This window comes from Glycomyces algeriensis, assembly GCF_027622855.1.
Classification (GTDB): Bacteria; Actinomycetota; Actinomycetes; order Mycobacteriales; family Micromonosporaceae; genus Glycomyces; species Glycomyces algeriensis.
Genome location: NZ_JAPZVR010000014.1, coordinates 1 through 24722, shown reverse-complemented (window position 1 = coordinate 24722; position 24722 = coordinate 1). Strand labels below are relative to the sequence as shown.

Below are 24722 nucleotides of genomic sequence, written 5' to 3'. Positions count from 1 at the left end.
CCTGAGGTGCTCGAACGCGGCGAGGTTCTTCGTGGACTCGCCGCGGGCGAGCCGCCAGCGCCACTCCTCCTCGATGGAGGTGCGGAAGCCGAGTTCGAGGATGACGTTGAACGCGGTGTCGGCGGCTTCGAGGACCTGGCCGAGGACGCGGTCGAGTTCGGCGGCGGTGACCGCGGTGAAGGGGAGGCGGCCGACGAGGTGGATGTCCTCCTCCTCGTCGGTGGCGAACGCGACGGCGTACAGCTTCCCGTTGCGGCGCAGGAGTTCCGCCCAGACCTGCTCGTGGTGCTCCTCGGGCCTGCGGGCGACGAAGGCTTCGACGCGCAGGGCGTGGTCTTCGAGGACGAGACCGCAGGTGATGGTGAGTTTGCGCTGCCCGGGGAGGCTGACGACGACCGAGCGGGGGGTGTCGGCGCGGTAGTCGGCGCCGATCTCCTCGAGTGCGGCGTGGAGCTGTTCGATCACCGGTTCAGGGTAATCGCCTGGGAGCGGGCGAGGAGGGCGCGCCGGTAGGCGCCGCTGAGGCCTTCGGCGGTGGTCTGCCAGGAGAAGAGCGCGGCGTGGGTGCGGGCGCCGGCGGCGAGGCGTTCGCGGAGTGCGCCGTCGCCCATGAGGCGGCCGAGGGCGGCGGCCCAGTCGTCGGCGCGGTGGGTGTCGACGAGGAGGCCGGAGGCGCCGTCGGCGACGGCGGTGGTGAGGCCGCCGACTTTCGCGGCGATGACGGGGGTGCCGGCGGCCTGGGCTTCGAGGGCGACGAGGCCGAACGACTCGTTGTAGCTGGGGACGGCGACGGCGTCGGCGGCCCGGTAGACCTGGGCGAGCGCTTCGCCCGAGCGGGGGGTGCGCCATTGGACGCGGTCGCCGAGGCCGAGTTCGCCGGCGAGTTTGGGGAGCCAGTACAGGTCGGTGTTGGAGGGCCCGCCGACGAAGACGGGGACGATGCGCTCGGCCAGGAGCGGGTCGGTCTCGCGCAGGCGCGCGAGGCCGCGCAGGAGCACGTCCGGCGCTTTGGCGGGCTGGATGCGGCCGACGAACGCGACGACGAGCGCGTCCTGGGGCAGGCCGAGGGCCTGGCGGGCGGCGTACCGGTCGCCGGGGCGGAAGACGCCGAGGTCGACGCCGGGGTGGATGACCTCGACGCGGCGCTCGTCGGCGCCGTAGTAGCGCTGCAGCTCCGCGGCTTCGGCGGCGGTGTTGGCGATGAGGAGGTCGGCTTCGGTGGTGATCTGCTCCTCGCCGACGACGCGGCCGATGGGCTCGGGGGAGTCGCCTTCGGCGAGCTGCGCGTTCTTCACTTTGGCGAGGGTGTGGAAGGTCTGTACGAGCGGCACGCCCCACCGGTCGGCGGCGACCCACGCGGCCTGGCCGGAGAGCCAGTAGTGGGCGTGGATGAGGTCGTAGTGGCCGGGCCGGTTGTGGGCCTCGGCGCGCAGGAGCCCGCCGGTGAACGCGCACAGCTGCGTGGGGAGGTCGTTCTTGGAGAGGCCCTCGAAGGGGCCGGCGGGGAGGTGGTGGACGAGGACGCCGGGCGCGGCCTCCACCGTGGGGGGCTCGTCGGAGCTGGTGGCGCGGGTGAACACCTCGACCTCGACGCCGGAGCGGGCGAGTTCGCGGGCGGTGTTGAGGACGTACACGTTCATGCCGCCGGCGTCGCCCGTGCCGGGCTGCGCCAGCGGGGAGGTGTGCACCGAGACCATCGCTACGCGACGGACGTTCTGCTTTCGGCATCGTGCCCTGAAGGCCGGTGTGCGCCGCTGCTGCATGTGGTCGTCCTCTCCCGCGGGCTTGAAAGAAAGCCCGCGAGGCTTGTATGTCCGCTGCTCGTCCCCTGAAGCAACGCGCAAAACCCTCGCAATCCTTCCGTGTCAGGGTGTTCACGCACAACCGCCACAACCGTGAGAGTGATGAACTCCGCAACGCGTCAAGTCGTTTCGCGACATGACGGTCGAGACCGCCTGATCGCACCGCGAGGGCCGAAGTTGGAATTTCCTTCGCGACACGACCCGGAATGAGCCTCAAATCCGGGCAAGTCGTCCATGATGGGGATACTTGTCATCACAGGGGGGAGACAACACCATGAGCACTGCTACCGTGCCGGCCGCAAGGCAGCCCACGATGTCACCGGTGTCCAAGTTCGGTGCCACGCATTCGCTGCGGCGCCTGCCGGTCCAGGAGCGTTCGGCCGCGCGCGTGCGCCGGATGCTGGACGCCGCCGCGGACCTGATCGAAGAGGTCGGCTACGACCGGCTCTCGACCACCGCCATCGCCCAGCGCGCCGACGTCGCCATCGGCTCCGTCTACCAGTTCTTCGGGGACAAGCGCTCGCTTGCCGAAGCCCTGAGCCAGCGCTACATCGACCTGTACTTCGAGCGCCTCGCCGCCCGCTTCGACGCCGAACCGCCCGCCGACTGGCGCGGCGGGGTCGAGGCCGCCATCGACGAGTACGTCCAGATGTACCGGACCGCGCCCGGCTTCCGCGTGCTCCACCTGGCCGACGCCATCGACCCGGGCCGGGCCGACGCCGTCACCACCGGCGGCGACGTGATCGCCGACCAGATCCTCGCCGGACTCGCCCAGCGCTTCGGCATCGGCGGCGACGACGAGCTCAACAAGACCGTCACCGTGGCCGTCGAGACCGGGCAGGCCCTGGTCCGCCTGGCCTTCCGCCGCGACCCGGAGGGCTGCTCCGCGTCCATCGCCGAAGCCGCCGACGTCGTCTGCGACTACCTCGGGCGCCGCCTCCCGTAATCGGGGGTCCCAGGCCACTCAAACCACCGCGCCAGGGCATGGGACCGCACCGGGCCGACTAGTCTCGTAGTCGACCCGGTGCGGTCTCTGACTTTCGAGGAGCAGCATGGCGAACACCCTTGGCGACATCCAGACGGTGCTGCGGATCCGGCCGTTCAGACGCCTCTGGACCGTCCTCGGACTGGCCTCCTTCGGCGACTGGCTGGCCATCTTCGCCACCGCCGGATTCGCCCAGTCCCTGTTCGACGACCCGGCGGCCAAGGGCGCGGCGTTCTCGGCCACGATCGTGCTGCGGCTCCTGCCGTCCCTGGTGCTCGGCCCGGTCGCGGGCGTCTTCGCCGACCGGTTCGACCGGCGCAAGACCATGGCTGCCTGCGACACCGCCCGCTTCCTCCTCATCGCCTCGGTCCCGACGGTCTACCTCATCACCGACAACACCGCCGTCACCGTCGCCTGGCTCGCCATCGCCCAGCTCTGCATCGAGGGGGCGGTCCTCATCTGGTCGCCCGCGAAGGAAGCGGCCGTCCCGAACCTCCTCCCGCCGGAGAAGTACGAGGCCGCCAACCAGCTCAGCCTCGCCACCACGTACGGCATCGCCCCGCCGCTCGCCTTCGCCGTCCTCGCGATCCTCGAACGCGGCTCCGCGGTCTGGTCGAACCTCGGCACCTGGGCCGAGCCGATGGTCATCGCGCTCTACCTCACGGCCGCGATGTTCGCGATCCTCGCCGTCACCGTCTACTTCTTCATCCCGGAGATCTCCGGCCGCATCGGCGAGGCCGCCGCGAAGACCTCCAGCGTCTGGCACGACTTCGTCGAAGGCTGGTCCTACCTGCGCACCTCCGAACGCGTGCGGGGGCTCATCGTCGGCATGCTCGGCGCGTTCAGCGGCGCCGGCATCCTCATCGGCGTCGGCACCGTCTACGCCACCACCCTCGGCGCGGGCGAAGCCGCGTTCTACACCCTCGCGGTGTTCCTCTTCCTCGGCCTCGGCTGCGGCATCGCCTTCGGACCCAAGCTCATCGGCGAACTCTCGCGGCTGCGCTGGTTCGGCATGAGCATCGTCCTCGCCGGCACGGGCCTCGCGCTCGACGCGGTCGCCCCGCACATGGTCTTCTCCGTCATCGGCTCCCTCATCATCGGCCTCGGCGCCGGCATGGCGTTCCTCGCCGGGATCACGCTCCTGCAGCGCGAGACCGAGGACGAGATCCGCGGCCGCATGTTCGCGTTCATCGCCGTCTCCGCGCGCGTCATCCTCATGCTCTCCATGACGATCGCCGCGCCCCTCGCCGGCTGGCAGGCCGCCCGCAGCCTCGACCTCGGCTTCGCGGACGTGCCCCTCTCGATGAGCCGCATCCTCCTGTTCATCGCCGCCGCCCTCGTCGTCTGGCTCGGCGTCACCGCCTTCAAGTCCATGGACGACAAGCCCGGCGTGCCCGTCTTCGCCGACCTCTGGTCCTCCCTGCGCGGCCGCCCGCTCACGGCCGCCGAACCGGTCGCCGGCACCGGCTTCTTCGTCGTCTTCGAAGGCGGCGAAGGCGCCGGCAAGTCCACGCAGTCCGTCAAACTCGCCGCGTGGCTCAAGCTCCGCGGCTACGAGGCCGTCCTCACCCGCGAGCCCGGCGCCACCGACATCGGCATGCGCATCCGCTCCCTCGTCCTGGACAGCGCCCCTGAAAACAGCGGCGGCGCCTCCACTCCCACTCCGCGCGCCGAAGCGCTCCTGTTCGCCGCCGACCGCGCCCAGCACGTCGACAAGGTCATCCGCCCGGCCCTCGAACGCGGCGCCGTCGTCGTCTCCGACCGCTACATCGACTCCTCCATCGCCTACCAGGGCTCCGGCCGCGCTCTCGGCAAGGACGAGATCGCCTGGGTCTCCACCTGGGCCACCGGCGGCCTCAAGCCCGATCTCACCGTCCTCCTCGACGTCGACCCCGCCGACGGCCTCCACCGCGCCAAGGCCGGCGGCGACGGCGACCGCCTCGAGCAGGAGCAGCTCGAATACCACGAGAAGGTCCGCGAGACGTTCCTCCAGCTCGCCGCCGCCGACTCCGGCCGGTACCTCGTCATCGAAGCCGGCGGCACCCCCGACGAGATCGCCGCCCGCGTGCGCGCCGCCGTCGCCGAACGCCTCGACATCCGCACCCGGACCACCCGCACCGAGACCGGCTGGCCCGGCCTCGACGCCACCCGCAACGGCGCCAAAGGGAACAAGAACCCGCAGCACGACACCACCCAGAACGACACCGCGCCCCACGACACCACCCGGAACGGCACCGGCAAGCCCGACGCCGCACCCACCGCCCAATCCACCAAGGACTACGGCTGGGACACCGTCGCCGAAGAGGCCAGCCGCCCGTGAGCGCGAATGTCGCCGGCGTGTTCAGCGAGCTCGTCGGGCAGGACGACGCCCAGCGGATCCTCGCCGAGGCCGCCCGCGGCACCGGCATGACCCACGCCTGGCTCTTCACCGGACCGCCCGGCTCCGGCCGCTCCACCGCGGCCGTCGCCTTCGCCGCCGCCCTCCAATGCCCCCAAGGCGGCTGCGGCGACTGCCACACCTGCCACACGGTCCTCGGCGGCACGCACGCCGACGTCACCCGCGTCATCCCCGAAGGCCTGACGCTCGGCGTCGACCAGGTGCGCCGCCTCATCCTCGAAGCCAGCCGCGCGCCCACACAGGGCCGCTGGCAGGTCCTCATCGTCGAAGACGCCGACCGCCTCACCGAGGCGGCGGCGAACGCCCTGCTGAAAGCCGTCGAAGAACCGCCGGAGCGGACCGTGTTCCTGCTCTGCGCGCCCTCGACCAACCCGGCCGAGATCTCCGTGACCATCCGCTCCCGCTGCCGCGTCCTCGGACTGCGGCAGCCGCCGGCCGGGGCGATCGCGGACCTGCTGGTCCAGCGCGACGGCCTCGACCGGCGCGAAGCGGAGCTCTACGCCGCTGCCGCGCAAGGACACGTGGGCCGGGCCCGGCGGCTCGCCACGGACGCCGAGGCGCGGGCGAAACGCCACGACGTACTGCAGATCCCGCGCCGCCTCACCGGCCTCGGGGCGTGCTTCACGGCCGCGGTCGAGCTGATCGAGGCCGCCGAGGCCGAGGCCTCGGGCGTGTACACCGAGCAGTCGGTGGCCGAGAAGGAAGCGCTGGAGACCGCGCTCGGCAAGGGCGGCACCGGGAAGGGCGCGTCGAAGGCCGCGCGCGGCTCGGCGGCGGCCCTGAAGGAGCTGGAGAAGCGCCAGAAGACCCGCGACACGCGGGCGCAGCGCGACTCCCTCGACCGGGCCCTGGTCGACCTCGCGGCGTTCTACCGTGACGCGCTCGCGGCCGGCTTCGGCGCCCGCGTCGACCCGATCCACCTCGACATGGCCGACACGACCAGGGCGGCCGCCGGCAAGCTCAGCGCCGAGTCCCTGCTCCGCCGCATCGACGCGATCCTGGAGTGCCGCAAGGCGATCGAAGCGAACGTCCGCCCCCGCATCGCCGTCGAGGCGATGATGACGAGGCTCTGGCAGAGCTAGCCCCGCGAAAATGTCGTACCCCCATGCGAGGGTTTATACCGGGGGCCCAACGATGTCCGTTTTGCAGGCTGGCGCCCGCGCTTGCGGGCATTCACATTCCAGGGCTGTCGCACCCGAATGCGACCCTTGCTATTGGGGGCCCAACGATGTCCGTTTTGAAGGCTGGCGCCAGCCTTGCCCGCGTTCACATTCGCGCCGTTTTCGTCGGCCCCGAAGCGTCACTGCGTCCACAGATGCTGGATGAACGCGTCCTGCGCCTTCGGGATCGTCCCCGAGCGCTGCCACCGGTACCAGGCGCGCTCCTCGACGACCCGCACGCAGAAGTCGCCGTCGAGCTCGAACGCCTCTGAGACGCAGCGGAAGTCGTCCCTGAACCCGCCGTCGGTCCAGTACCAGACGCGCTGGCCGATGAGGCCGGGCACGTCCGAGGCCGGGTAGGGGCGGCGGATCGGCGGCGAGTCGGGGTCGGTGAGGCGCTCGATGAGGTAGCCCGGTCGCGGTGCGCCGGTGCCGGGTTCGGGCTTCTGCACGTACACGTCGGCGGCCGGTACGAGGCTCGCGTAGGCGTCGCCGTCGCCGTCGACCGCGCGGTAGTAGTCGGCCTCGGATATCAAGGGGACCACCAGCATGCCGTCCCGTGTCACCGGGTCGTCGGCGCGGAGGTCGAACTGCCAGCCGCAGCCCGCCGCGCCGGCGATCACCCGCGAGGAGTGGAGGTCGAACGCGCGCGTCGCGGGTACCGGGACCAGGGCCGGAGGCGGTTCGGGAACGTCGAAGGCATTGCCGGACAAGCCCAATGGGAGCTCCAGACATGGTGTGACAGGCGGGTGCCAGGGTGACCGGAAGAAAGCATAGGGGGTTGGCACACTCTGGGGATTCACGGCCCTCGCGAGGATCGTAGAGTTCTCTTCACAAGCACGGAACACCTCAAGATCTAAGGATGGAAGAGCTATGAGCGAGTACGACGAAGCCGCTGTCGAAGAAGACGTCACCGCCGAGGACTACACCGCCGAGGAGGAGACCTACACCGACGAGGCCACCACCGACTACACCGCCGAGGAAGACCTCTACGCCGAGGACGACACCTCCGTCTCCACGGTCACCGAGACCTTCGACGTCGACGGTGACGGCTACGCCGACGAGACCATCTCGAGCGACGGCGTGACCCTGATCGACTCCGACGGTGACGGCGACGCCGAGGCCATGGCCGTGGACTACGACGGCGACGGCATCTCGGACGAGCTGTCGGTGGACGCCGACGGCGACGGCTCCATCGAGTCCTTCGCTTCGGACACCGACGGCGACGGCCTCATCGACACCTACGAGTCGGACACCGACGGCGACGGCATCACCGACCAGGTCTCGACCGACTCGAACGCGGACGGCTACATCGACTCGGTCGCGACCGACTCGAACGGCGACGGCTACGCCGACACCGTGGCCACCGACTACAACGCCGACGGCCTCGTGGACGAGATCTCGGTCGACTCGAACGCGGACGGCACCGCCGACACCGTGCTCAGCGACACGGACGAGGACGGCTTCCTCGACACCGCGTACACCGAGGCCGTGCCGGAGGGCGACTCCTTCCAGTCGCAGACCGGTCAGGTCATCTAACAACCGAGCGTTCCGATGCCTGGACACCCCTAGGCTCGCTCGCCCTCATAGCGAAGGCCGGATGCAGCGCATCCGGCCTCTTCGCGTTCCCGGGCGCCGATCGGGCGGCGCCTTGTGTCAGTTGGTGCCGCGCAGGAGCGACATCGCCTCGGCGCGAGTGCGGGCGTCGGACTGCATGGTGCCGCGCACTGCGGACGTGATGGTCCGGGAGCCCTGCTTCCTGATGCCGCGCATGGACATGCAGGTGTGCTCGCATTCGACGACGACGATGACGCCGGTCGCTTCGAGGGACGAGTAGAGCTGGTCGGCGATCTGGCTGGTGAACCGCTCCTGCACCTGGGGGCGGCGGGCGTAGACCTCGACGAGGCGGGCGAGTTTGGAGAGGCCGACGATCTTCCCGGCGGGGCCGGGGATGTAGCCGACGTGGGCGACGCCGGTGAACGGCAGCAGGTGGTGCTCGCAGAACGACTGGACGTCGATGTCGCGGACGAGGACCAGTTCGTTGTGGTTCTCGTCGAAGGAGGTCTTGAGGACCTCGCCGGGGTCGACGCGCAGCCCGGCGAAGAGTTCGGCGTAGGCGCGGGCGACGCGGCGTGGGGTCTCCTGGAGGCCGGGGCGGTCGGGGTCGTCGCCGATGGCCGTCAGGATCTCCCTGACGGCGGCTTCGATCCGGCCCAGGTCCACCGCGTCTTCGACGGGGCTGCCGTTGATGCGGCCGTCGATGAGTCGGGCGGCCAGGTTGTCGAGTTCAGCCATCGCACAAGCTTACGGGTTCCCCCTGACACGCCCAGTGTGCTTCGCCACCACGTGACCCTTCCCAAGTGCGAAAACGGGCCTTCCTACCAGGTAGGAAGGCCCGTGAAATGGTTCACTCGGGTTACGGCTGCGGGGCCTGCCCCTCGGTGGCGGGGCCGATCTCGATGCCCTCTTCGGGTCCGTCGGCGGGCTTGGAGCCGTTCGAGGTTGAGACGGGCGGAGTCGAGACGGGCGGTTCGCCGAGCTTGCGGGAGGCGGTGCCGTTGAACGGGGCCATCGGCGGGCGCTTGACCACGCGGGTCGCGATCCGGGCGAGGTCCTCCTGGTTGAGGGTCTCCTTCTCCAGGAGCTCGGTGACCATCTGGTCGAGCACGTCGCGGTACTCGGTGACGATCGCGTACGCCTCGTCGTGGGCGATCTCGATGAGCGCCCGGATCTCGGCGTCGACCTGGGAGGCGACGTCGTCGGAGTAGTCCTTCTGGTGCCCGTACTCGCGGCCGAGGAACGGCTCGGAGCCGCCGGATCCGTACTTGATGGCGCCGAGTTTGGCGGACATGCCGTACTCGGTGACCATGGCCCGGGCGACCTTGGTGGCCTTCTCGATGTCGTTCGAGGCGCCGGTGGTCGGGTCGTGGTAGACGAGCTCCTCGGCGGCGCGGCCGCCGAGCGCGTACGCGAGCGTGTCGATCATCTCCGAGCGCGTCTGCGTGTACTTGTCCTCGGTGGGGAGCACGAGCGTGTGGCCGAGCGAGCGGCCGCGCGGGAGGATCGTGAGCTTGTGGACGGGCGCGGCGTGCGGCAGCGCGTGGGCGACGAGCGCGTGCCCGGCCTCGTGGTAGGCGGTCATCTTCTTCTCGGCGTCGCCCATGACGCGGCCCTTGCGTTCCGGTCCGGCGATGACGCGGTCGATGGCCTCTTCGAGGGCGTCGGCCGAGATCGCCTTCTGGTTGTGGCGGGCGGTCAGGAGCGCGGCCTCGTTGATGACGTTCTCGAGGTCGGCGCCGGAGAAGCCCGGCGTGCGGCGCGCGATGGTCTCGAACTCGACGTTCGGGACGAACGGCTTGCCCTTCGCGTGGACCGACAGGATCGCTTGGCGCCCTTCCTTGTCGGGGGCGTCGACGGGGATCTGGCGGTCGAAGCGGCCGGGCCGCAGGAGGGCCGGGTCGAGGATGTCGGGGCGGTTCGTCGCGGCGATGAGGATGACGCCGCCGCGCGTGTCGAAGCCGTCCATCTCGACGAGCAGCTGGTTGAGGGTCTGCTCGCGCTCGTCGTGGCCGCCGCCCATGCCGGCGCCGCGGTGGCGGCCGACGGCGTCGATCTCGTCGACGAACACGATGGCGGGGGCGTTCTCCTTGGCCTGGGTGAACAGGTCGCGGACGCGGCTGGCGCCGACGCCGACGAACATCTCCACGAAGTCGGAGCCGGAGATCGAGTAGAACGGGACCCCGGCCTCGCCGGCGACGGCGCGCGCGAGGAGGGTCTTGCCGGTGCCGGGAGGGCCGAACAGGAGGACGCCCTTGGGGATCTTCGCGCCCAGCTCCTGGTACTTCTTCGGGTCCTCGAGGAAGTCCTTGATCTCGCGGAGCTCCTCGACGGCCTCGTCCGCGCCGGCCACGTCGTCGAACGTGGTCTTGGGGGTGTCCTTGGACACCATCTTGGCCTTGGACTTGCCGAAGTTGAGGACCCGCGAGCCGCCGCCCTGCATCTGCGACATGAAGAACAGCAGCAGGAGGACGATGAGCACGATCGGGAGGAGGCTCAGCAGGAACGAGACGAACACGGAGGTCTCGTTGACCTCGGTGTCGAACTCGACGCCGGCCGTCTCGAGCTCGGTGGCGAGCGGCTCCATCATCCCGGTCGGGACGTAGGCCTGGACCTGGTCGCCGTTGTTCTTGGTGATCTGGACCTGCTGCTCTTTGTCGAGCAGGATCGCCGATTCGACGTTGCCGTCGTTGATGTCCTTGAGGACTTCGGAGGTCTTCGCGTCCTCGTAGTCGGAGCCGCCGGACCAGAAGCTGCCGATCAGGACCGCGATGAGGGCGATGAGCACGATCCAGACGAGCGGCCTGCGGAAGAACCGCTTCCGCTCAGGTGTGGGTCTCCCGGCGTCGACCACTCGTTTCCTCCTGCGTAATTCGCGTTTCGAGAGCGATGCTGTCCTTGCCGCGGCTGTGTTTCCGCCGCGGTCCCGCAGGGTTTCCTTGGCTGCAGGGTGAAAGACAACTCGAACGTACACGGTGGGGAGGTTCGACGACCCGCAGCGTCAGCACCCCTGGCCCTACGCGACGGATACCGCCCTTACCCCGTCCGCTGATAGACCGTAATTAGTACCACGGGCGGGTTGAGTTCGCCCACCCAAGCCAGCGCCGCCGGCGATCGGGTGGCACCCTTGTTACATGACGTCGGAGCTAGCCAGCCCACCTTCCGTCCCGTCCGCTGCAGCGCGGGACGCGGTGTTCGATCCTGATTCGTGGTACGCCGAGGAGATCGAGCGGACCATCATCACCGAAGACGAGATCCGAGCGAAGGTCGCCGAGCTCGGTGCGCGCGTCTCGGCCGACTACGCCGACGGCGTGCTCGAGGACGGTGACGAGCTGCTGCTCGTGGGCGTGTTCAAGGGGGCGGTCATGTTCATGGCCGACTTCGCGAGGGCGCTGAGCGTGCCGGTGAAGATGGAGTTCATGGCGCTGTCCTCGTACGGGAGCTCCACGACCTCCTCGGGGACCGTGCGCATCCTCAAGGACATCGACTCCGATGTCGCCGGGAAGCACATCCTGGTCGTGGAGGACATCATCGATTCCGGTCTCACCCTGGACTGGCTGCTGAAGTACCTGGAGGGCCTGCACCCGGCCTCGGTCAAGGTGGTCTCGATGCTCCGCAAGCCGGGCGTGCAGCGGGTGGACATCCCTGTGAAATACCTGGGCTTCGACATCCCGAACGAGTTCGTGGTCGGCTACGGCCTCGACTACGCCGAGCGCTACCGGGAGCTGCCGTTCATCGGCGTCCTCAACCCGGCGGTCTACCAGAAGTAACGTCCGGGGAGCCCCGCCCCGACCCTCCGTCCCCGACGGCCCGCGCCACCGCGCGGGCCGTCCTCGTCGGTGGGGGTCGTCGCGCGCGGCCGCCGTGCGGAGTCGTTGCGCGGAGCCGTTGTGCTCGGTGTGCATCGGGCCCGGTTTGCGCGCCCCGACCGTCGCGGGGCGGCGTTCCCTCGTGCGTCACACCTTATTTATTTCGCTACAAGCGGAACGAGTTCGCCTGAGGCCCTGGATTGTCGGACCCGTCGGTCAGGATTTGACCCGGGGGCGCCGAGAACGCGGGCGCCTGAGGCTCAGTGATGCCCGCGATCCGTCCCGGACCGGGCCGCCGGCCGCGTTGCCCGGACTCTCGGGACCGACCGCGAGGCTCAGTGATGCCCGCGATCCGATCCGGACTCAGTGATGCCTGCGATCCATCCCGGACCGGGCCGGGCCGCCGGCCGCGCGTTGCCCGGACCCGCGGGACCGACCGCATCGCCTCCGCGGTCGTCCTCGCGTCGCTCACACCCCGCGGGACGGGGGGTCGCCCCGCCGTGCCGTGAGCCGCCCGCTGCTGCGCCGCACTTCGATCCCCCCGGGGAGGAAGGTCGGGCCCTGGCCGTGCCAGTACACGACGAGCGCGTCGACCGCGTCGAGATGCCGGTGGTTCAGCTCCGCCCCTTCGACCCCGGCTTCCAGCACCCACGCGCGCAGCGCCCGCTGCCGCACGGGCCCGGCCAGTGCCGCCACCCGCTTCGCGTCCAGTGCACCGGTCGAGCCGCCACCGTCCGCAATCGACTCGGCATCCGCGTCGCCGCCCGCGGTGACGCCGTTCAGGGCGTCAGGCGCCGCACCGTCGTCGGCCCGGCACGCCTCCAGCGCCTCGCCCGCCAGGCGGTCGAGGTAGTCGGTGTCGGCCCCGACCAGTGCCGCGGTCTGCGCGAGGTTCGCGACCACGTCCTCGCCGAGGGTCGCGACCAGCACGTCCATCGCCGGACGCAGCGCTGAGCGCAGGAACCGGGGGTCGGTGTTGTGCGGGTCGGTCCAGGGCTTGAGTCCGCGCTCGGCGCAGGCGGCGTGCGTGTCGGTCCGCGCGATGCCGAGCAGGGGACGCCGGTAGATCCCGCGCACCGCCCGCATCCCGGCGATCCCGCGCGGCCCGCCGCCGCGCGCGAGCGCGAGCAGGACCGTCTCGGCCTGGTCGTCCCTGGTGTGCCCCAACAGGACAGCGCCGGCGCCGTGCTCCTGTGCGGCGTCGTCGAGGGCCGCGTACCGGGCGGTGCGCGCCGCTCCTTCAGGGCCGCCGGCCGCGCCGACCTCGACCGCGATCGAGAGCGCGGGTTCGAGCCCCGCACTCCTGGCCCATGCCACGACTTCGGCCGCGCGTTCGTGCGAGCCGGCCTGCAGGCCGTGGTCCACGGTGACGAGGCCGGCGCGCAGGCCCATGCGCGGGGCGCAGAACGCGAGCGTGTCGGCCAGCGCGAGCGAGTCGGGGCCGCCGGAGCAGGCGGCGAGCGCGAGCGATCCGGTGGGGAGGTCGGCGAGGGCGTCGCGGACGGCGACGCGCAGGCGCGCCACCGGCGGCGGCAGCTTCGCCATGCGGGTCAGCCGGGTCCGGCGCCGAGCCGCTGCGGCGCGGAGCCCTGGCCTCGCAGGACGCGGGCGGTCCACTGCTCCGGGTGGTCGATCTCGGCTTCGGTGGGGAGGTGCTCGGGGCGTTCCCAGACGCGGTTGAAGCCGGTGACGCCGTGTTCGGCGACGACCTGGTCGACGAAGCGGCGGCCGGCGGCGTACTGGCGCATCTTCGCGTCGAGGCCGAGGAGCTGGCGCAGGAAGCGCTGCAGCGTGGTGGGGTTGGCGCGGCGGCGGTCGAAGCGGCGGCGCAGTAGCGCGACATGGTTGATGGCGGTGCGGCCGACGCCGTCCATGACGGATTCGGCGTGGCCCTCCAGGAGGGTCATGAGCGCCTGGATCTGCGAGATCGCCTCGCGCTGTTCGGGGCTGGTGACCGCGGACATGACGTCGGCGCCGGGGATCTCCTCGCCGGGGCCGCCGTGCTGCTCCTCTTCGCGGGCGGTGGCGAGGGCGCGGCGCACGGCGCGGGCGAGGCCGGAGGCGGAGGACCGCTCGGGTTCGGCGGCGTCGAAGAACGTGTGGATGAGGTGGTGGAAGTGCTCGCGCATCCACGGGACGGCCGTGAACTGGGTGAGGTGGGCGGCTTCGTGGACGGCGATCCAGAGGCGGAACTCGCGGGAGGGCAGGCGCAGGCGGCGTTCGACCTCGACGATGTTGGGGGCGACGAAGAGGAGGCGGCCGGTGTCGGTGGAGAAGGTCTCGAACTGGCCGAGCACGCGGGAGGAGAGGAACGCGAGGACCGCGCCGGTCTGGACGCCGGTGACCTTGGCGGCGGCGGAGACGGGAGCGGCCGGTGCCGGGTCTTCGGCGCCGAGCTCGATGAGGAGGCGGCGGAACCCGGCGATGTTGATGCGGCTCCAGCGGATGCGGTCGACGACGTCGACCGACACGGCCGTAGTCGGCACGAGCCCGGTGTAGTCGGTGACCAGGTCGATCGCCGTGCGGGCGTGGCGGTGGAGGTCGGCGACGACGTCGAGGGCGCCTTCGGGGCTCATGCGGGGACCGCCGCGGCTGAAGGCCCGGGAGCAGGACGCGGCGGTCTGCCAGTCGACTGACGGCAGCATCGGGTTTCCTGCGGGCGGCGCCATCGGCCAAGCCTATCCATAGCGCAACGACGGCGCCACTGTCCCGCGCAAGTGGGCGCGAACCGGCGCGTACCGGACCTGGGGTTTCCGGCCGGGCCCGCGTGTTCGCCGCGCTGCCGGGCTCGGCGGGGGCGGCGAGGTTCACCGGATCGGTTTGCGGCGGTCCGCCCGCGCCGCAGGGCACGCTGCGTGACCATACGAATTCAAATATCGAACATCTTGAAATTATCGGACCGCTGATGTTACGTTCTTCTCAAGTCCGCAACATCTTGCAGCATTTGCGGGCAGAAATTGCAAAGGGAGCAACGATGCCTCACCACCTCCGCCGCCGCACACTGCCCGCCATCGGCGCCACCGCCCTCGCGGCCCTCATCGCAGCCACCGCCGTCCCCACCGCCCAAGCCGACAACGACGACCCCGCACCCCTGGCCGCCGCACCCGCCGCCGCCCTCACCGGCGGCGACTCCATCCTCAACATGTTCGAATGGAACTGGAACTCCATCGCCGCCGAATGCGAAGGCCCCCTCGCCGACTCCGGCTACACCTACGTCCAGACCTCCCCGCCCAACGAGCACATCCGCGGCGACGACACCACCCCCGGCGAAGAGAACGCCTGGTACATCCACTACCAGCCCGTCAGCTACAAGATCGAATCCCGCCTCGGCACCCGCGCCGAATACCAGGACATGATCGCCACCTGCCAGGCCAACGGCATCGGCGTCATCGCCGACGTCGTCATCAACCACATGGCCGCCGGCTCCGCCACCGAACAGCGCACCGGCTGGGCCGGCAGCACCTACCGCCAGTTCGACTACCCCGACGCCGGCTACGACGCCTCCGACTTCCACAACACCGGCAGCGCCTACTGCGAGATCGACAACTACCAGGACCGCGGCGAAGTCCAGAACTGCCACCTCGTCGGCCTCAACGACCTCGACACCTCCCAGACCGACGTCCGCGAGACCATCGCCGCCTACCTCGACGACCTCCAGAACCTCGGCGTCGCCGGCTTCCGCATCGACGCCGCCAAACACATCGCCGCCACCGACCTCGCCGCCATCATGAACCTCGTCGACGGCGACCCCTACATCGTCCAAGAAGTCATCGGCGCCCCCGGCGAACCCATCACCGAAGCCGAATACACCGGCATCGGCGACGTCCAGGAATTCAGCTACGCCTACGACCTCAAGAGCCACATCAACGGCGGCTCCGAAGCCCGCCACCTCACCACCATCGGCACCGGCTGGGGCTACACCGCCCCCGCAGGCGTCTTCGTCGCCAACCACGACACCGAACGCGGCTCCCAGACCATGAACTACAAGTACGGCCAGGACTACCTCCTCGCCGAAGCGTTCATGCTCGCCCACCCCTTCGGCACCCCCGCCTCCTACACCGGCTACGAATTCACCGGCAACCACGCCGCCCCGCCCCTCAACGCCGACGGCACCGTCGCCGACGCCGTCTGCGGCCCCGGCGCCTTCACCTGCCTCCACCGCTCCCCGTACCTGAGCGGCATGGCCGGCTTCCGCGCCGCCACCGCCGGCGAAGCCGTCACCAACACCTGGGGCTCGGGCGACGCCCTCGCCTTCGGCCGCGGCGACACCGGCCACGCCGTCGTCAACGCCGGCACCGCCCCCATCACCCGCACCTTCACCACCGCACTGCCCGACGGCTCCTACACGGACGTCATCTCCGGCGGCACCGTCACCGTCTCCAGCGGCGCCTTCACCGCCACGGTCGCGGCGAAGACCGCGCTGGCGATCTATGTGGGCAACGGCTCGGGCGGCGGCAACGGCGGCGGCACGAAGGACTGCGTCACCGTGAACGCCACGGTGAGCGGCACGAGCGTGGGCGACGAGGTGTACGTGGTCGGTTCGATCCCGCAGCTGGGCAACTGGACCGCGATCAGCTCGGCGCACCTGTCGGGCGCGTCCTACCCGGTGTGGAAGGGCACGATCAGCGTCCCGGCCGGCACCACTTTCCAGTACAAGTACGTGATCGTGCGCTCCTCCGGCGCCTACACCTGGGAGTCCATCGGAAACCGGACGGCCACGGTGCCCGCCACCGGCTGCCTCAACCTCACCCAGACCTGGAACACCGCCTGATCCCAAGCGGCGCAAAGGGCCCCGGGCGTAAGCCCGGGGCCCTTCCACGTTCCAGGCTGAGTTTCCTGAAGCCGCCTTCAGCCGTCTTCAGCGTGGCTTCAGGTTCCCCGCGCCACCATTGCCCCAACGCGAATCCACAGCACGCGAATCCCAGAAGAGGAGGCCCATCAGGACACGAGCACCAGCAGCCGCCGGGCAAGGCAGGCCACCGAAGCCCAGCGGAGTCCACGACCGACACGACAACAGGGGTGGGTGGGGTGGGGGCGGGGGGAGGGGCCCCCGGAGAAGGAAGGCCCCGCCGCTAACAGTCGCACAGGGACACGGCCGTGGTGACCTCGTCCATCGCCGTCTCCACCGCATCGGTGCCTGTCGTGTGGCCGTTGCTGATGAGGGAGAAGATCAGCTGCCTGCCGTCCGCCGTGGTCAATGTGCCGGTGAGGGAGGTGACCCCGGTGGGCTGGGTGAGCGTCCCGGTCTTGCCCCGCACCACGCCCTCGCCTTCCTCGGCGGTGCCGAAGCGGTCCTCGAGGGTCCCTGAGTACCCGGCGACGGGCAGGGACTCGAACACCGAGGACGCCTGCGATCCGGCCGCGCCGAGCAGCATCTGCGTGAACGCCTGCGCGGTCATGCGGTCGTCGGGCGAGAGCCCGGACCCGTCGTGGAACACCAGGCCGGCCATGTCCACGCCGAGGCTCTCCAGCGTCGAGGTGTGGGCGGCGGACATCGCGGCCCAGGTCATCTCGCCCTCGACGACCAGCGCCGTCTGGAGTGCGACCGCGTCGGAGAGCAGGTTGTCCGAGGTCAGGATGAACGAGTCCACGAGCGCGGACATCGGCGCCGAGTGGACCACGGCGAGTTCGGCCGCGCCCTCGGCGGCGGTGCCGACTTCGACGGTGGCCGCGCCGAGGAGGTCCGCGAACTGCTGCGCGGCGACCATGGCCGGGTCGGGGTAGTGCTCGGCGTACTTCTCGGTCTTGTTCATGCGGCCGCCGTCGACCATGATCGGCGCCATCGGCCCGGTCGAGGTGGCCAGTTCGCCCGGCAGCACGCCTGAGGCGGCGACGGTGTCGGTGAACACGCTCGTGTCGAGGTAGACGGTGGCCGGGGCGGTGCCGCCGCGCGCCTCCAGGACGAGGTCGGCGAGCTCTTTGAGGCTCGCGCCGTCGGCGTACGGGGTGTAGTAGCCCTCGCCGTCCACGGTCAGGGTCGGGTCGCCGCCGGCGACGAGCACGACGCTGTCCTCGGCCGGTCCCTCGACCACGGTCGTGGGAATGCGGTATTCGGCGCCGAGGTGCTGGAACGCGGCCACGGCAGTGACCACTTTCATGGAGGAGGCCGGCGCGAGCGGGGTCGTGGACTCCTGCTCGAAGAGGACTTCCCCGGTCAGGGCGTCGGCGAAGGACGCCGAGAGGTTCCCGTTGAGCCGCGGGTCGGCGAGCAGGCCGGGGAGGACCGCGGCGAGGTCGGGGAGGGGTGCGTCGGCGTCCGACCCTGCGAGGACGGGTGCGGGTGAGGCCGGGGGGTAGGCCTCGGGAGCGGTGAGCGTCCCGGTCCGAGGGCTGGTGACGGCGGATATCTGCCACACCAGGCCCCCCGCTGCGGCTACGGTGACCACGATGGCGAGGGCTGCGAGGACCCGCGTGAGCGCCCGGCGACGGCGCGCCCGGGCCTGCTGCGGGGCGGGTGCGGCATGTGGCGTACTACTCGCGACCTTGGGGTCGGCGTTGTCGCTGAGGGACATGCACAGAGACTAAGCCATTAAGAGCACTGCATTTGAGCCTGGAGGAGGTCGGCCGATGGAGTTCGACGTGACCGTGGAGATCCCGAAAGGGAGCGCCAACAAGTACGAGATCGACCACGAGACCGGACGTATCCGTCTGGACCGGACACTGTTCACCGCGACGGTGTACCCGGCCGACTACGGCTTCATTGACGACACGCTCGGCCAGGACGGCGACCCGCTGGACGCTTTGGTCCTGGTGGAGCCGACGTTCCCCGGTTGCGTGATCCGCGCGCGTGCCATCGGCATGTTCCGGATGCGCGACGAGAAGGGTGTCGACGACAAGGTGCTGTGCGTCCCGGCCGAGGACCCCCGCAAGGACCGGTTCAAGGACATCGGCGACGTGCCCGAGTTCGACCGCCTGGAGATCCAGCACTTCTTCACGGTCTACAAGGACTTGGAGCCCGGCAAGAGCGTCGAGGGCGCGACCTGGACCGGACGGGCGGAGGCCGAGGAAGAGGTGCGCCGCTCGTTCGAGCGCGCCAAGGCCAACGGCTACCACTCGAACCACTAGCGACACGAAGGAAGGGCCCGGACGCGATGCGTCCGGGCCCTTCCTATTTGGCTTCTCGTCTGCTCTCGTCCTGCCCGCCACCCGCTTCAGCCTGCCTTCAGGTTCCGCGAGGCAGGGTTGTTGCCGGGGGTGCTCGGAACGAAACGCGCGGGTAGCTTCCGACCGCCTTCAGCTCCCCTTCAGGTCCCGCCGGGCAGGGTTGTTGCCGGGGGTCTTCGCTACTACACGCGAGGGTAGCTCCGCTCAGGCGCTCACGATGTCGAGCTGCCACGGCTTGGAGCGGGTGGCCGGCTCGCTGAGCTCGACCTTCCAGCCCTGGCCGGCGAGGAAGTCGGCCAGGTCCGCCGCGGACTCGGGCCGGGCGCCGCCGGCGAGGAGCGCGCGGGCGACCTCGCCCCGGGTGGCCTTGGCCATGTGGGTGATGACGGTGCGTCCGCCGTCGGCGTCCTCTTTGAACACGCGCACGGCGACGCCGCGGTCCTTCGGACCCCACACCTGGGCGTACGTGCCCGAGCGCAGGTCCACGATGAGTTCGTTCCGGGCGCCGAGCACCTCGGTGACGGCCGGGCGCCACAGCTTCGCCAGCGTGTCGAGGCCGGGGAAGCGGGTGCTCATCGGCATCCGGTACGGCGGCACGCGATCCGAGGGCCGCAGGAGTCCCCAGAGCGGGGACGCGATGAAGACCTGCTCGCCGTCGGGGAGGTCCCCGAGCCCGAGCCGGTCGTAGAGCACGCCGTTGTACAACTCCCAGGCCGCGAGGGTCGGGGCGGTGCGGAGCGTGCGGCCGGCCTGGACGTAATGGCGCGCGCTCGCGGGGAGCTTGAGCGCCTTCACGGCGGCCTCCTCGTCGGCGCACAGCTCGACCAGGCGGTCGACGAGAAGCTCGCGGACGGGGTTCAGCGCGGGAGAGGAGAGTCGGCCGAGGTCCAAGGGAGGACCGTCGCCTTGACCGGCCTTTCCTTCTGACGGCGGCAGCAGTATGAGCACAGCAGGCGAGTCTACCTGCTCGTCCGCCTGATGCCGCCGGGGCCGTGCCGGGCGACGAGCGCGTTCCTCAGATCCGTTGGGAATTCACCCGACCGGGGGTGTGCGGGCTCCGCGCGATGGTTTATAGTACATATGTTCGATCAAGCGGGAGCGGGTCCGACCCCACCGAGGACTGCGTGTGACGCGGATCGAATAGGCGCGGCGGCGGTGCTCCGCGACTGCCGCCGCGCCGTCCACCCGCGGCGGTGCGAAGCCCACACCGCCCGCCGCAGGCTCCACCGCCACCGGCCCGGCGGTGGAGTCCGGCCTGAAACACCTCGCACCAGCCCTGCATCGTCCCTGCCCGCCGTCCACAGGCTGTGGACGAGCGCGCCGCACACGACTATCGCACCCGCCACCGACAATCCGAGTGCCGCAGGCCATCCGGGCCCCGCCACCCGCACCGGCGGCGTTCCGATGCGGTAATCTCCCCGTTGGGTCTATAGCTCAATTGGCAGAGCTGCGGACTTTTAATCCGTAGGTTGTGGGTTCGAGTCCCACTGGACCCACCACAAGCCCCAGCTCAGCGGGCATACGAGAACCGGGCGAGTCCCGAAGGACCCGCCCGGCCTTATGCGTCCCGATCCTGAAGCCTGCCTTGCTTCGCCGGCTGCGGTCGGGCCTCATTTCCTTGAACGTCAGTGCGCGGGATGGTGCCTGCTCTGGGCGATGCCTTCGGCGACGCCGATGAGCAGGATCGAGGCGATCACTGCCATGACGAAGCCGAGGACGTTCAGCTCCCAGATGTCGCCCGTGCCGAGCAGGTTCGCGATGGTGCCGCCGATGACCGAGCCGACCAGGCCCAGGATGAGGGTCGCGAGGAGGCCGAGGCGCTGCTTCCCCGGCTTGATGAGGCGGGCGAGCGCGCCGATGATGAGCCCGGCGACGATGAATCCGATCATGAGATCCTCCTGTGTCGTGCAGATCCGGCCGAGGGGATGGCCCGGCCGATGGAGCTCTGGTGCTGCTGCGGGCCTAGTGCGCCGCAGCGGAGTGCGAGCGGTGGCGGCGGCGCATGACCTCGCGCACCGCGTACTGCAGTACCGCCATGGTCGCTGCCAGGGCCACGTTTCTTACGAGCCAGCGCATGCCGGTCTCCTTTCCGGTGGACGGTCCGACGTGCCTGCGGCTTCGTCGGCGGCGCCTCCTGTCTGGACTCCGGGTACCCAGATGTCCGGCGAATGATGTACGCCTGCGGCCCGGTATCCGCCTCGGCGTGTCCGCCGGGTCGTTTCGGCGTTTCGCAGGGACGGGCGCGGCGGCCCTCGATCCGGGCGGTGCAGAGCGGCGCGCCCGCAGTCCGACTGCTCGGAGCTGCGGACGCTGAAGGTTCGCGTCAGCTGTTGAGCCGCTGCGCCAGGAGGGCCTTGCCTTCCTCGGCGCCCTTGCGGCTCGCGCCTTGAGCGCGCTTGAAGAACTCCACCAGTTCGGTGTCGTTCGCCCGCTCGGCGTCGGCGATGTACGTCTCCAGCCGCAGTGCGTTGCTCAAGCACGCCTCGACGAACCAGATGATGTTGTAGTCCTTGTCCGGTGTGCCTGTCACGTGACCGGTTTCTTCACTGGCCATGCGCTTGCTCCCTTCGATCGTCGTGCGCTGCTGCACCACGGGTACCCGGGTCCGCCGCACTGACACGTCAGCGCCGGCCTGCCGGCCTCGATTGCGGCAGCGGTGCATCGCTTCGGCTCGCGGCCGGGTTGCCCGGGCGGGAGCGGGCCGGCGTCTGGATGCGGGCGGCCTCCCGGCGCCTCTTGTTCGGGCGACGTTCGATTGCTGCTGGCGCACAACGGGTGTGACCTGGGGCATGATCGGCACCTTGGTGTTCACCGGACTTGTCCGAGGGTTTCCTGGGGCGTAATGAGCCGGTGACAAGGGCCGGTCAGAGTAGTGGCCGAGGCCCCGGAACCGACCGCGGCGCCGGGAATCCATCCCGGTCGCACCCATACGCGGGGCGGGCCTCACCGCCGCACCGGCGCGGCACGCTTCTCGCATCACCGCCCGGAAGGAAACACCCAATGGACGCTTACGCACTCCTGGCAATGCAGATGGTCGGCTCTGAGGCTCGCTCGGCACTGCCCGACGCGCCCGTCGTCCCCGACCGCCCGACGCTGCTCGGCCGGATCGCCGGCGGTTTCACCGCCGCCCGGCGCGGCCTCATCGCCCGCGACCTGCGGGCGGCTTCTGAAGCCGCGCTCCCGACCCGGGCCGAGGCCCGGCGGCCCGCCTCCACACCGCCCGGGCCCGGGCCGGCCGGCGCGCTTCGGCGCCCCGCCGGGCCCGGGGCCGCGTCCGAGTCGTCCGGGGCGGCGGACCAGCCTCCACAGCGCCGCCGCCCCGGGCCCAGGCTCAGCGTCTTGAAGCGTTGCAGCCCTTGATGTCAGGGCTCAGCGCGCCCGCCCGGCTCGTGCGGCCTACGCGACCTGCTTGCCGTCGATGTAGGCCCGTTCGACCTTCGAGTAGATGTCGAGCGGGTCGCCCGACCAGATGCAGAAGTCGGCGTCCTTGCCCGCCTCAAGGGAGCCGAGGCGGTCGTCGACGCCCATGATCTTCGCCGGGTTGATCGTCACCGACCGGAGCGCGGTGTCGCGGTCGAGCCCGGCCTTGACCGCCAGCATCACCTGGATGATCAGGTGCTCGATCGGGACCACCGGATGGTCGGTGGTGATCGCGAGATCGACGCCCGCCGCGGCGAGCTTCGCCGCGTTCTCCGGCCAGCGGTTCACCGTCTCCACCTTCGAGCGCGAGCACAGCAGCGGCCCGAAGATCACCGGAATCCCCCGCTCGGCGATCACGTCAGCGAGCAGATGCGCCTCGGTCCCGTGGTCGAGCACCAGGTCGTACCCGAACTCCTCGGCCACGCGCAACGCGGTCGCGATGTCGTCCGCGCGGTGGCAGTGCTGGCGCCACGGGATCTCGCGGTCGAGGACCTTGACGAGCACCTCGAGCGTGAGGTCGCGGTCGGGGCCGTCCGCACCGCGGTAGTTCTCGGCCTCCACGAACGCCTTCCGCAGCACGCCCGCCGTGCCGAGCCGCGTCGACGGCGTCTTCTTCTGCTCGCCGTACACCCGCTTCGGGTTCTCGCCGAGCGCCGACTTCACGCCCGACGGCGAACGCAGCACCATCTCGTCCACATAGCGGCCCACGGTCTTGATCGCCACGGTCTCCCCGCCGATCACGTTGCCCGAACCCGGGTTCACGTTCACCGCCAGCACGCCGCCCTCCAGCGCCTCGGCGAAGCCCGGCTCGGCGGGGTTGATGCCGTCCAGCGCCCGCACGTACGCGGTGTTCGGGTCGGTCATCTCGTTGGTGTCGTTCCCCGCCCAGCCCTCGGCGACCTCGTGCACGCCCAGGTGCGTGTGCGCGTCGATCAGGCCCGGCACGATCCACTTGCCCGTCGCGTCCTCGACGGAAACGCCTTCGGGCACAGGGAGGTCCGCGCCGCCGACGGCGCTGATGCGGCCGTTCTCGACGAGGATGACGCCATGCTCGATGGGTGCTGACGTGATGGGGACGATCGTCGCGCCGCGCAGCGCGAAATTGGCCTCGGACATTGGCCCGCCTTCCAGGTGGCTCGTCGGGTGGTCGGTGGGGCGACGGCCCCGCTACATCCTGCCCGATGCACTAGCCGCGCGGCTAGTGCGCTGGCGGATTCGTGGACGATGCCACTCGTCGTGCGGTGTACGGAGTGCAACGTACGTTGTACGGTGTACACCGTACGAGATGCGATGCGACCTAAGGTATACAACGTACAAAGTGCAACGTACGTTGTACTTTGTACGGTTCAATGTGTGGCGTCCTTCCGTGCGGTGTACGAAGTACTACGTACGGAATACGGCGTATGAGGTCAGCTCGCCCAGCGGATGATCTCTTTCGTGATCGTCTCCGGGGCTTCCTGCTGCGGGAAGTGGCCGATGCCGTCGAGGAGCTTCCACTCGTAGCGCCCGTGCACGTACCGGCCGGAGCCCTGCGCGGTGCGCGGCAGCACGCAGGAGTCGAGGGCGCCGTGGAGTTGGAGCGTCGGCACCGGCGTCGGCCGTTGGAGGAGTTTCACGAACCGGCGCCCGGCCAGGCCGATGGCGGTGCGGAACGGCCACCGGAACGCCTCCAAGGCGCAGAACGCCGCCTGAGGGATCTGGATGACGTCGCGGCAGGCCCGCACATACTCCTGGAAGTCGCGGCTGCCCCGCCAGCCCGGGCCGGACCACGCGTACATGAGATCGGCGACCTTCCTTGCGTCCCAATCGGTCAGCTTGTGCTCGTAGCGGGGCATCTGGAAGGCGAACAGGTGCCGGGAGGCCGTCATCTGCCCCTTCGGGTCGACCGCGAGCGCGGCGCGCTGGCGCAGCGGATGGGCTGCGCCGATGACGACGAGGGACCTGAACTGGCGGGGGTGGAACGCGGCGGCGGCGAAGCCGAGGATGCCGCCGAGGTCGTGTCCGACGACGGTCGCCTCGCGCTCGCCGAGGGCGCGCACGAGCCCGACGACGTCAGCGGCCATCGTGTAGGCGTCGTAGCCGCGCGGCGGCTTGTCGGAGGCGCCGTAGCCGCGCAGGTCGACGGCCACGACGCGGAAGCCGGCGTCGGCGAGGGCCGGGATCTGGTGGCGCCAGGCCCACCAGAACTCGGGGAAGCCATGCAGCAGCAGGATGAGCGGGCCCTCGCCGGCTTCCACGACGTGGAAGCGCGAGCCGTTGGCGTCGATGTGCCGGTGGGTCCAGGGGCCTTGCTTGATGGCGGCGCTGTCGGCGAAGGTCTTGCGGGTCACGCGCTCAGCGTACGAGGTCACCGCCCGCCGGACGAGCCGGAGGCGGTGAGGACGCGTCCGGTCACGTGAGGTGAGGTGGCGCGGCGCGTGGGACGGCGGCAGCATCCGGTGCGGGGTGCGGGGTGCGGGGTGCGGGGTGCGGGGTGCGGGGTGCGGG

Annotated in this window: 20 protein-coding genes, 1 tRNA gene and 1 pseudogene; 9 read left to right on the top strand and 13 right to left on the bottom strand. The window is 70.4% G+C overall.

Going from position 1 to position 24722, the window contains the following annotated elements; genetic code table 11:
* Positions 1 to 3: 3 nt before the first annotated feature.
* Together O2L52_RS20115 and mshA are read right to left on the bottom strand one after the other, a co-directional pair.
* Positions 4 to 465 (bottom strand): annotated as a pseudogene (locus tag O2L52_RS20115) (type III secretion system chaperone family protein); the annotation flags it as partial.
* Complete coding sequence (mshA, locus tag O2L52_RS20110) at positions 462 to 1697, bottom strand: D-inositol-3-phosphate glycosyltransferase (RefSeq protein ID WP_270117765.1); 1236 nt, start codon at positions 1695 to 1697, stop codon at positions 462 to 464. The gene mshA and the pseudogene O2L52_RS20115, both read right to left, overlap by 4 nt.
* A 427-nt stretch (positions 1698 to 2124) precedes the next feature.
* On the opposite strand from mshA, the gene O2L52_RS20105 reads away from it, so the two are divergent.
* The 3 genes from O2L52_RS20105 to O2L52_RS20095 all read left to right on the top strand — a co-directional run bounded on the left by O2L52_RS20105 (position 2125) and on the right by O2L52_RS20095 (position 6267).
* Entirely contained in the window at positions 2125 to 2748 is a 624-nt protein-coding gene (locus tag O2L52_RS20105; protein WP_270117763.1) for a TetR/AcrR family transcriptional regulator, read from the top strand.
* 106 nt (positions 2749 to 2854) lie between these two features.
* Complete coding sequence (gene tmk / locus O2L52_RS20100) at positions 2855 to 5107, top strand: dTMP kinase (protein ID WP_270117762.1); 2253 nt, start codon at positions 2855 to 2857, stop codon at positions 5105 to 5107.
* Positions 5104 to 6267 carry a DNA polymerase III subunit delta' gene (locus tag O2L52_RS20095; protein WP_270117761.1) on the top strand — a complete coding sequence of 388 codons (1164 nt, stop codon included), beginning with the start codon at positions 5104 to 5106 and terminating at the stop codon, positions 6265 to 6267. The genes tmk and O2L52_RS20095 overlap by 4 nt, the downstream gene beginning before the upstream one ends.
* A gap of 218 nt (positions 6268 to 6485) precedes the next feature.
* Here O2L52_RS20095 and O2L52_RS20090 read toward each other — a convergent pair whose 3' ends face one another.
* A complete protein-coding gene (locus O2L52_RS20090) occupies positions 6486 to 7058 on the bottom strand; it encodes a hypothetical protein (protein ID WP_270117760.1) in 573 nt (190 codons plus the stop codon).
* 160 nt (positions 7059 to 7218) lie between these two features.
* Between O2L52_RS20090 and O2L52_RS20085 the strand changes: the two genes are divergently transcribed.
* Positions 7219 to 7884: a hypothetical protein gene (locus tag O2L52_RS20085; RefSeq protein WP_270117759.1), complete on the top strand. Its 666-nt coding sequence runs from the start codon at positions 7219 to 7221 to the stop codon at positions 7882 to 7884.
* Between the two features lie 117 nt (positions 7885 to 8001).
* On the opposite strand, the gene folE is transcribed toward O2L52_RS20085, so the two are convergent.
* Positions 8002 to 8640, bottom strand: a complete 639-nt coding sequence (gene folE / locus O2L52_RS20080; RefSeq protein WP_270117758.1) for a GTP cyclohydrolase I FolE — start codon at positions 8638 to 8640, stop codon at positions 8002 to 8004.
* A gap of 121 nt (positions 8641 to 8761) precedes the next feature.
* On the bottom strand, positions 8762 to 10756 hold the full coding sequence (gene ftsH, locus O2L52_RS20075) for an ATP-dependent zinc metalloprotease FtsH (RefSeq protein WP_270117757.1): 1995 nt from the start codon (positions 10754 to 10756) through the stop codon (positions 8762 to 8764).
* 337 nt (positions 10757 to 11093) lie between these two features.
* Between ftsH and hpt the strand changes: the two genes are divergently transcribed.
* On the top strand, positions 11094 to 11672 hold the full coding sequence (hpt, locus tag O2L52_RS20070) for a hypoxanthine phosphoribosyltransferase (protein ID WP_270117756.1): 579 nt from the start codon (positions 11094 to 11096) through the stop codon (positions 11670 to 11672).
* Positions 11673 to 12179: 507 nt separating this feature from the next.
* Here hpt and tilS read toward each other — a convergent pair.
* Together tilS and O2L52_RS20060 are read right to left on the bottom strand one after the other, a co-directional pair.
* Positions 12180 to 13256 (bottom strand): tRNA lysidine(34) synthetase TilS, encoded by a 1077-nt coding sequence (gene tilS, locus O2L52_RS20065; RefSeq protein ID WP_270117754.1) that lies wholly within the window; start codon positions 13254 to 13256, stop codon positions 12180 to 12182.
* Between the two features lie 5 nt (positions 13257 to 13261).
* Entirely contained in the window at positions 13262 to 14356 is a 1095-nt protein-coding gene (locus tag O2L52_RS20060) for a zinc-dependent metalloprotease (RefSeq protein ID WP_270117753.1), read from the bottom strand.
* Between the two features lie 329 nt (positions 14357 to 14685).
* On the opposite strand from O2L52_RS20060, the gene O2L52_RS20055 reads away from it, so the two are divergent.
* Positions 14686 to 16482: a carbohydrate-binding module family 20 domain-containing protein gene (locus O2L52_RS20055; protein WP_270117752.1), complete on the top strand. Its 1797-nt coding sequence runs from the start codon at positions 14686 to 14688 to the stop codon at positions 16480 to 16482.
* Between the two features lie 301 nt (positions 16483 to 16783).
* Here O2L52_RS20055 and dacB read toward each other — a convergent pair whose 3' ends face one another.
* Positions 16784 to 18223, bottom strand: coding sequence for a D-alanyl-D-alanine carboxypeptidase/D-alanyl-D-alanine endopeptidase (gene dacB, locus O2L52_RS20050; RefSeq protein WP_270117751.1), 1440 nt, complete (start codon positions 18221 to 18223; stop codon positions 16784 to 16786).
* Positions 18224 to 18278: 55 nt separating this feature from the next.
* Between dacB and O2L52_RS20045 the strand changes: the two genes are divergently transcribed.
* On the top strand, positions 18279 to 18776 hold the full coding sequence (locus O2L52_RS20045; RefSeq protein WP_270117749.1) for an inorganic diphosphatase: 498 nt from the start codon (positions 18279 to 18281) through the stop codon (positions 18774 to 18776).
* A gap of 243 nt (positions 18777 to 19019) precedes the next feature.
* Here O2L52_RS20045 and O2L52_RS20040 read toward each other — a convergent pair whose 3' ends face one another.
* Complete coding sequence (locus O2L52_RS20040; RefSeq protein WP_270117748.1) at positions 19020 to 19763, bottom strand: YaaA family protein; 744 nt, start codon at positions 19761 to 19763, stop codon at positions 19020 to 19022.
* A 475-nt stretch (positions 19764 to 20238) separates the two neighbouring features.
* Between O2L52_RS20040 and O2L52_RS20035 the strand changes: the two genes are divergently transcribed.
* Positions 20239 to 20314, top strand: a tRNA-Lys gene (locus tag O2L52_RS20035).
* A 126-nt stretch (positions 20315 to 20440) separates the two neighbouring features.
* On the opposite strand, the gene O2L52_RS20030 is transcribed toward O2L52_RS20035, so the two are convergent.
* A complete protein-coding gene (locus O2L52_RS20030) occupies positions 20441 to 20704 on the bottom strand; it encodes a GlsB/YeaQ/YmgE family stress response membrane protein (protein WP_270117747.1) in 264 nt (87 codons plus the stop codon).
* A gap of 434 nt (positions 20705 to 21138) precedes the next feature.
* Positions 21139 to 21369: a hypothetical protein gene (locus tag O2L52_RS20025; protein WP_270117746.1), complete on the bottom strand. Its 231-nt coding sequence runs from the start codon at positions 21367 to 21369 to the stop codon at positions 21139 to 21141.
* Between the two features lie 446 nt (positions 21370 to 21815).
* Here O2L52_RS20025 and O2L52_RS20020 point away from each other — a divergent pair, with 446 nt between their 5' ends.
* On the top strand, positions 21816 to 22175 hold the full coding sequence (locus tag O2L52_RS20020) for a hypothetical protein (RefSeq protein ID WP_270117745.1): 360 nt from the start codon (positions 21816 to 21818) through the stop codon (positions 22173 to 22175).
* 36 nt (positions 22176 to 22211) lie between these two features.
* Here O2L52_RS20020 and O2L52_RS20015 read toward each other — a convergent pair whose 3' ends face one another.
* Together O2L52_RS20015 and O2L52_RS20010 are read right to left on the bottom strand one after the other, a co-directional pair.
* Positions 22212 to 23351 carry an amidohydrolase gene (locus O2L52_RS20015; RefSeq protein ID WP_270117744.1) on the bottom strand — a complete coding sequence of 380 codons (1140 nt, stop codon included), beginning with the start codon at positions 23349 to 23351 and terminating at the stop codon, positions 22212 to 22214.
* Between the two features lie 293 nt (positions 23352 to 23644).
* The gene (locus tag O2L52_RS20010; RefSeq protein ID WP_270117743.1) at positions 23645 to 24565 is read right to left on the bottom strand and encodes an alpha/beta fold hydrolase; all 921 of its coding nucleotides are present in this window, start codon (positions 24563 to 24565) and stop codon (positions 23645 to 23647) included.
* Positions 24566 to 24722: the final 157 nt, after the last annotated feature.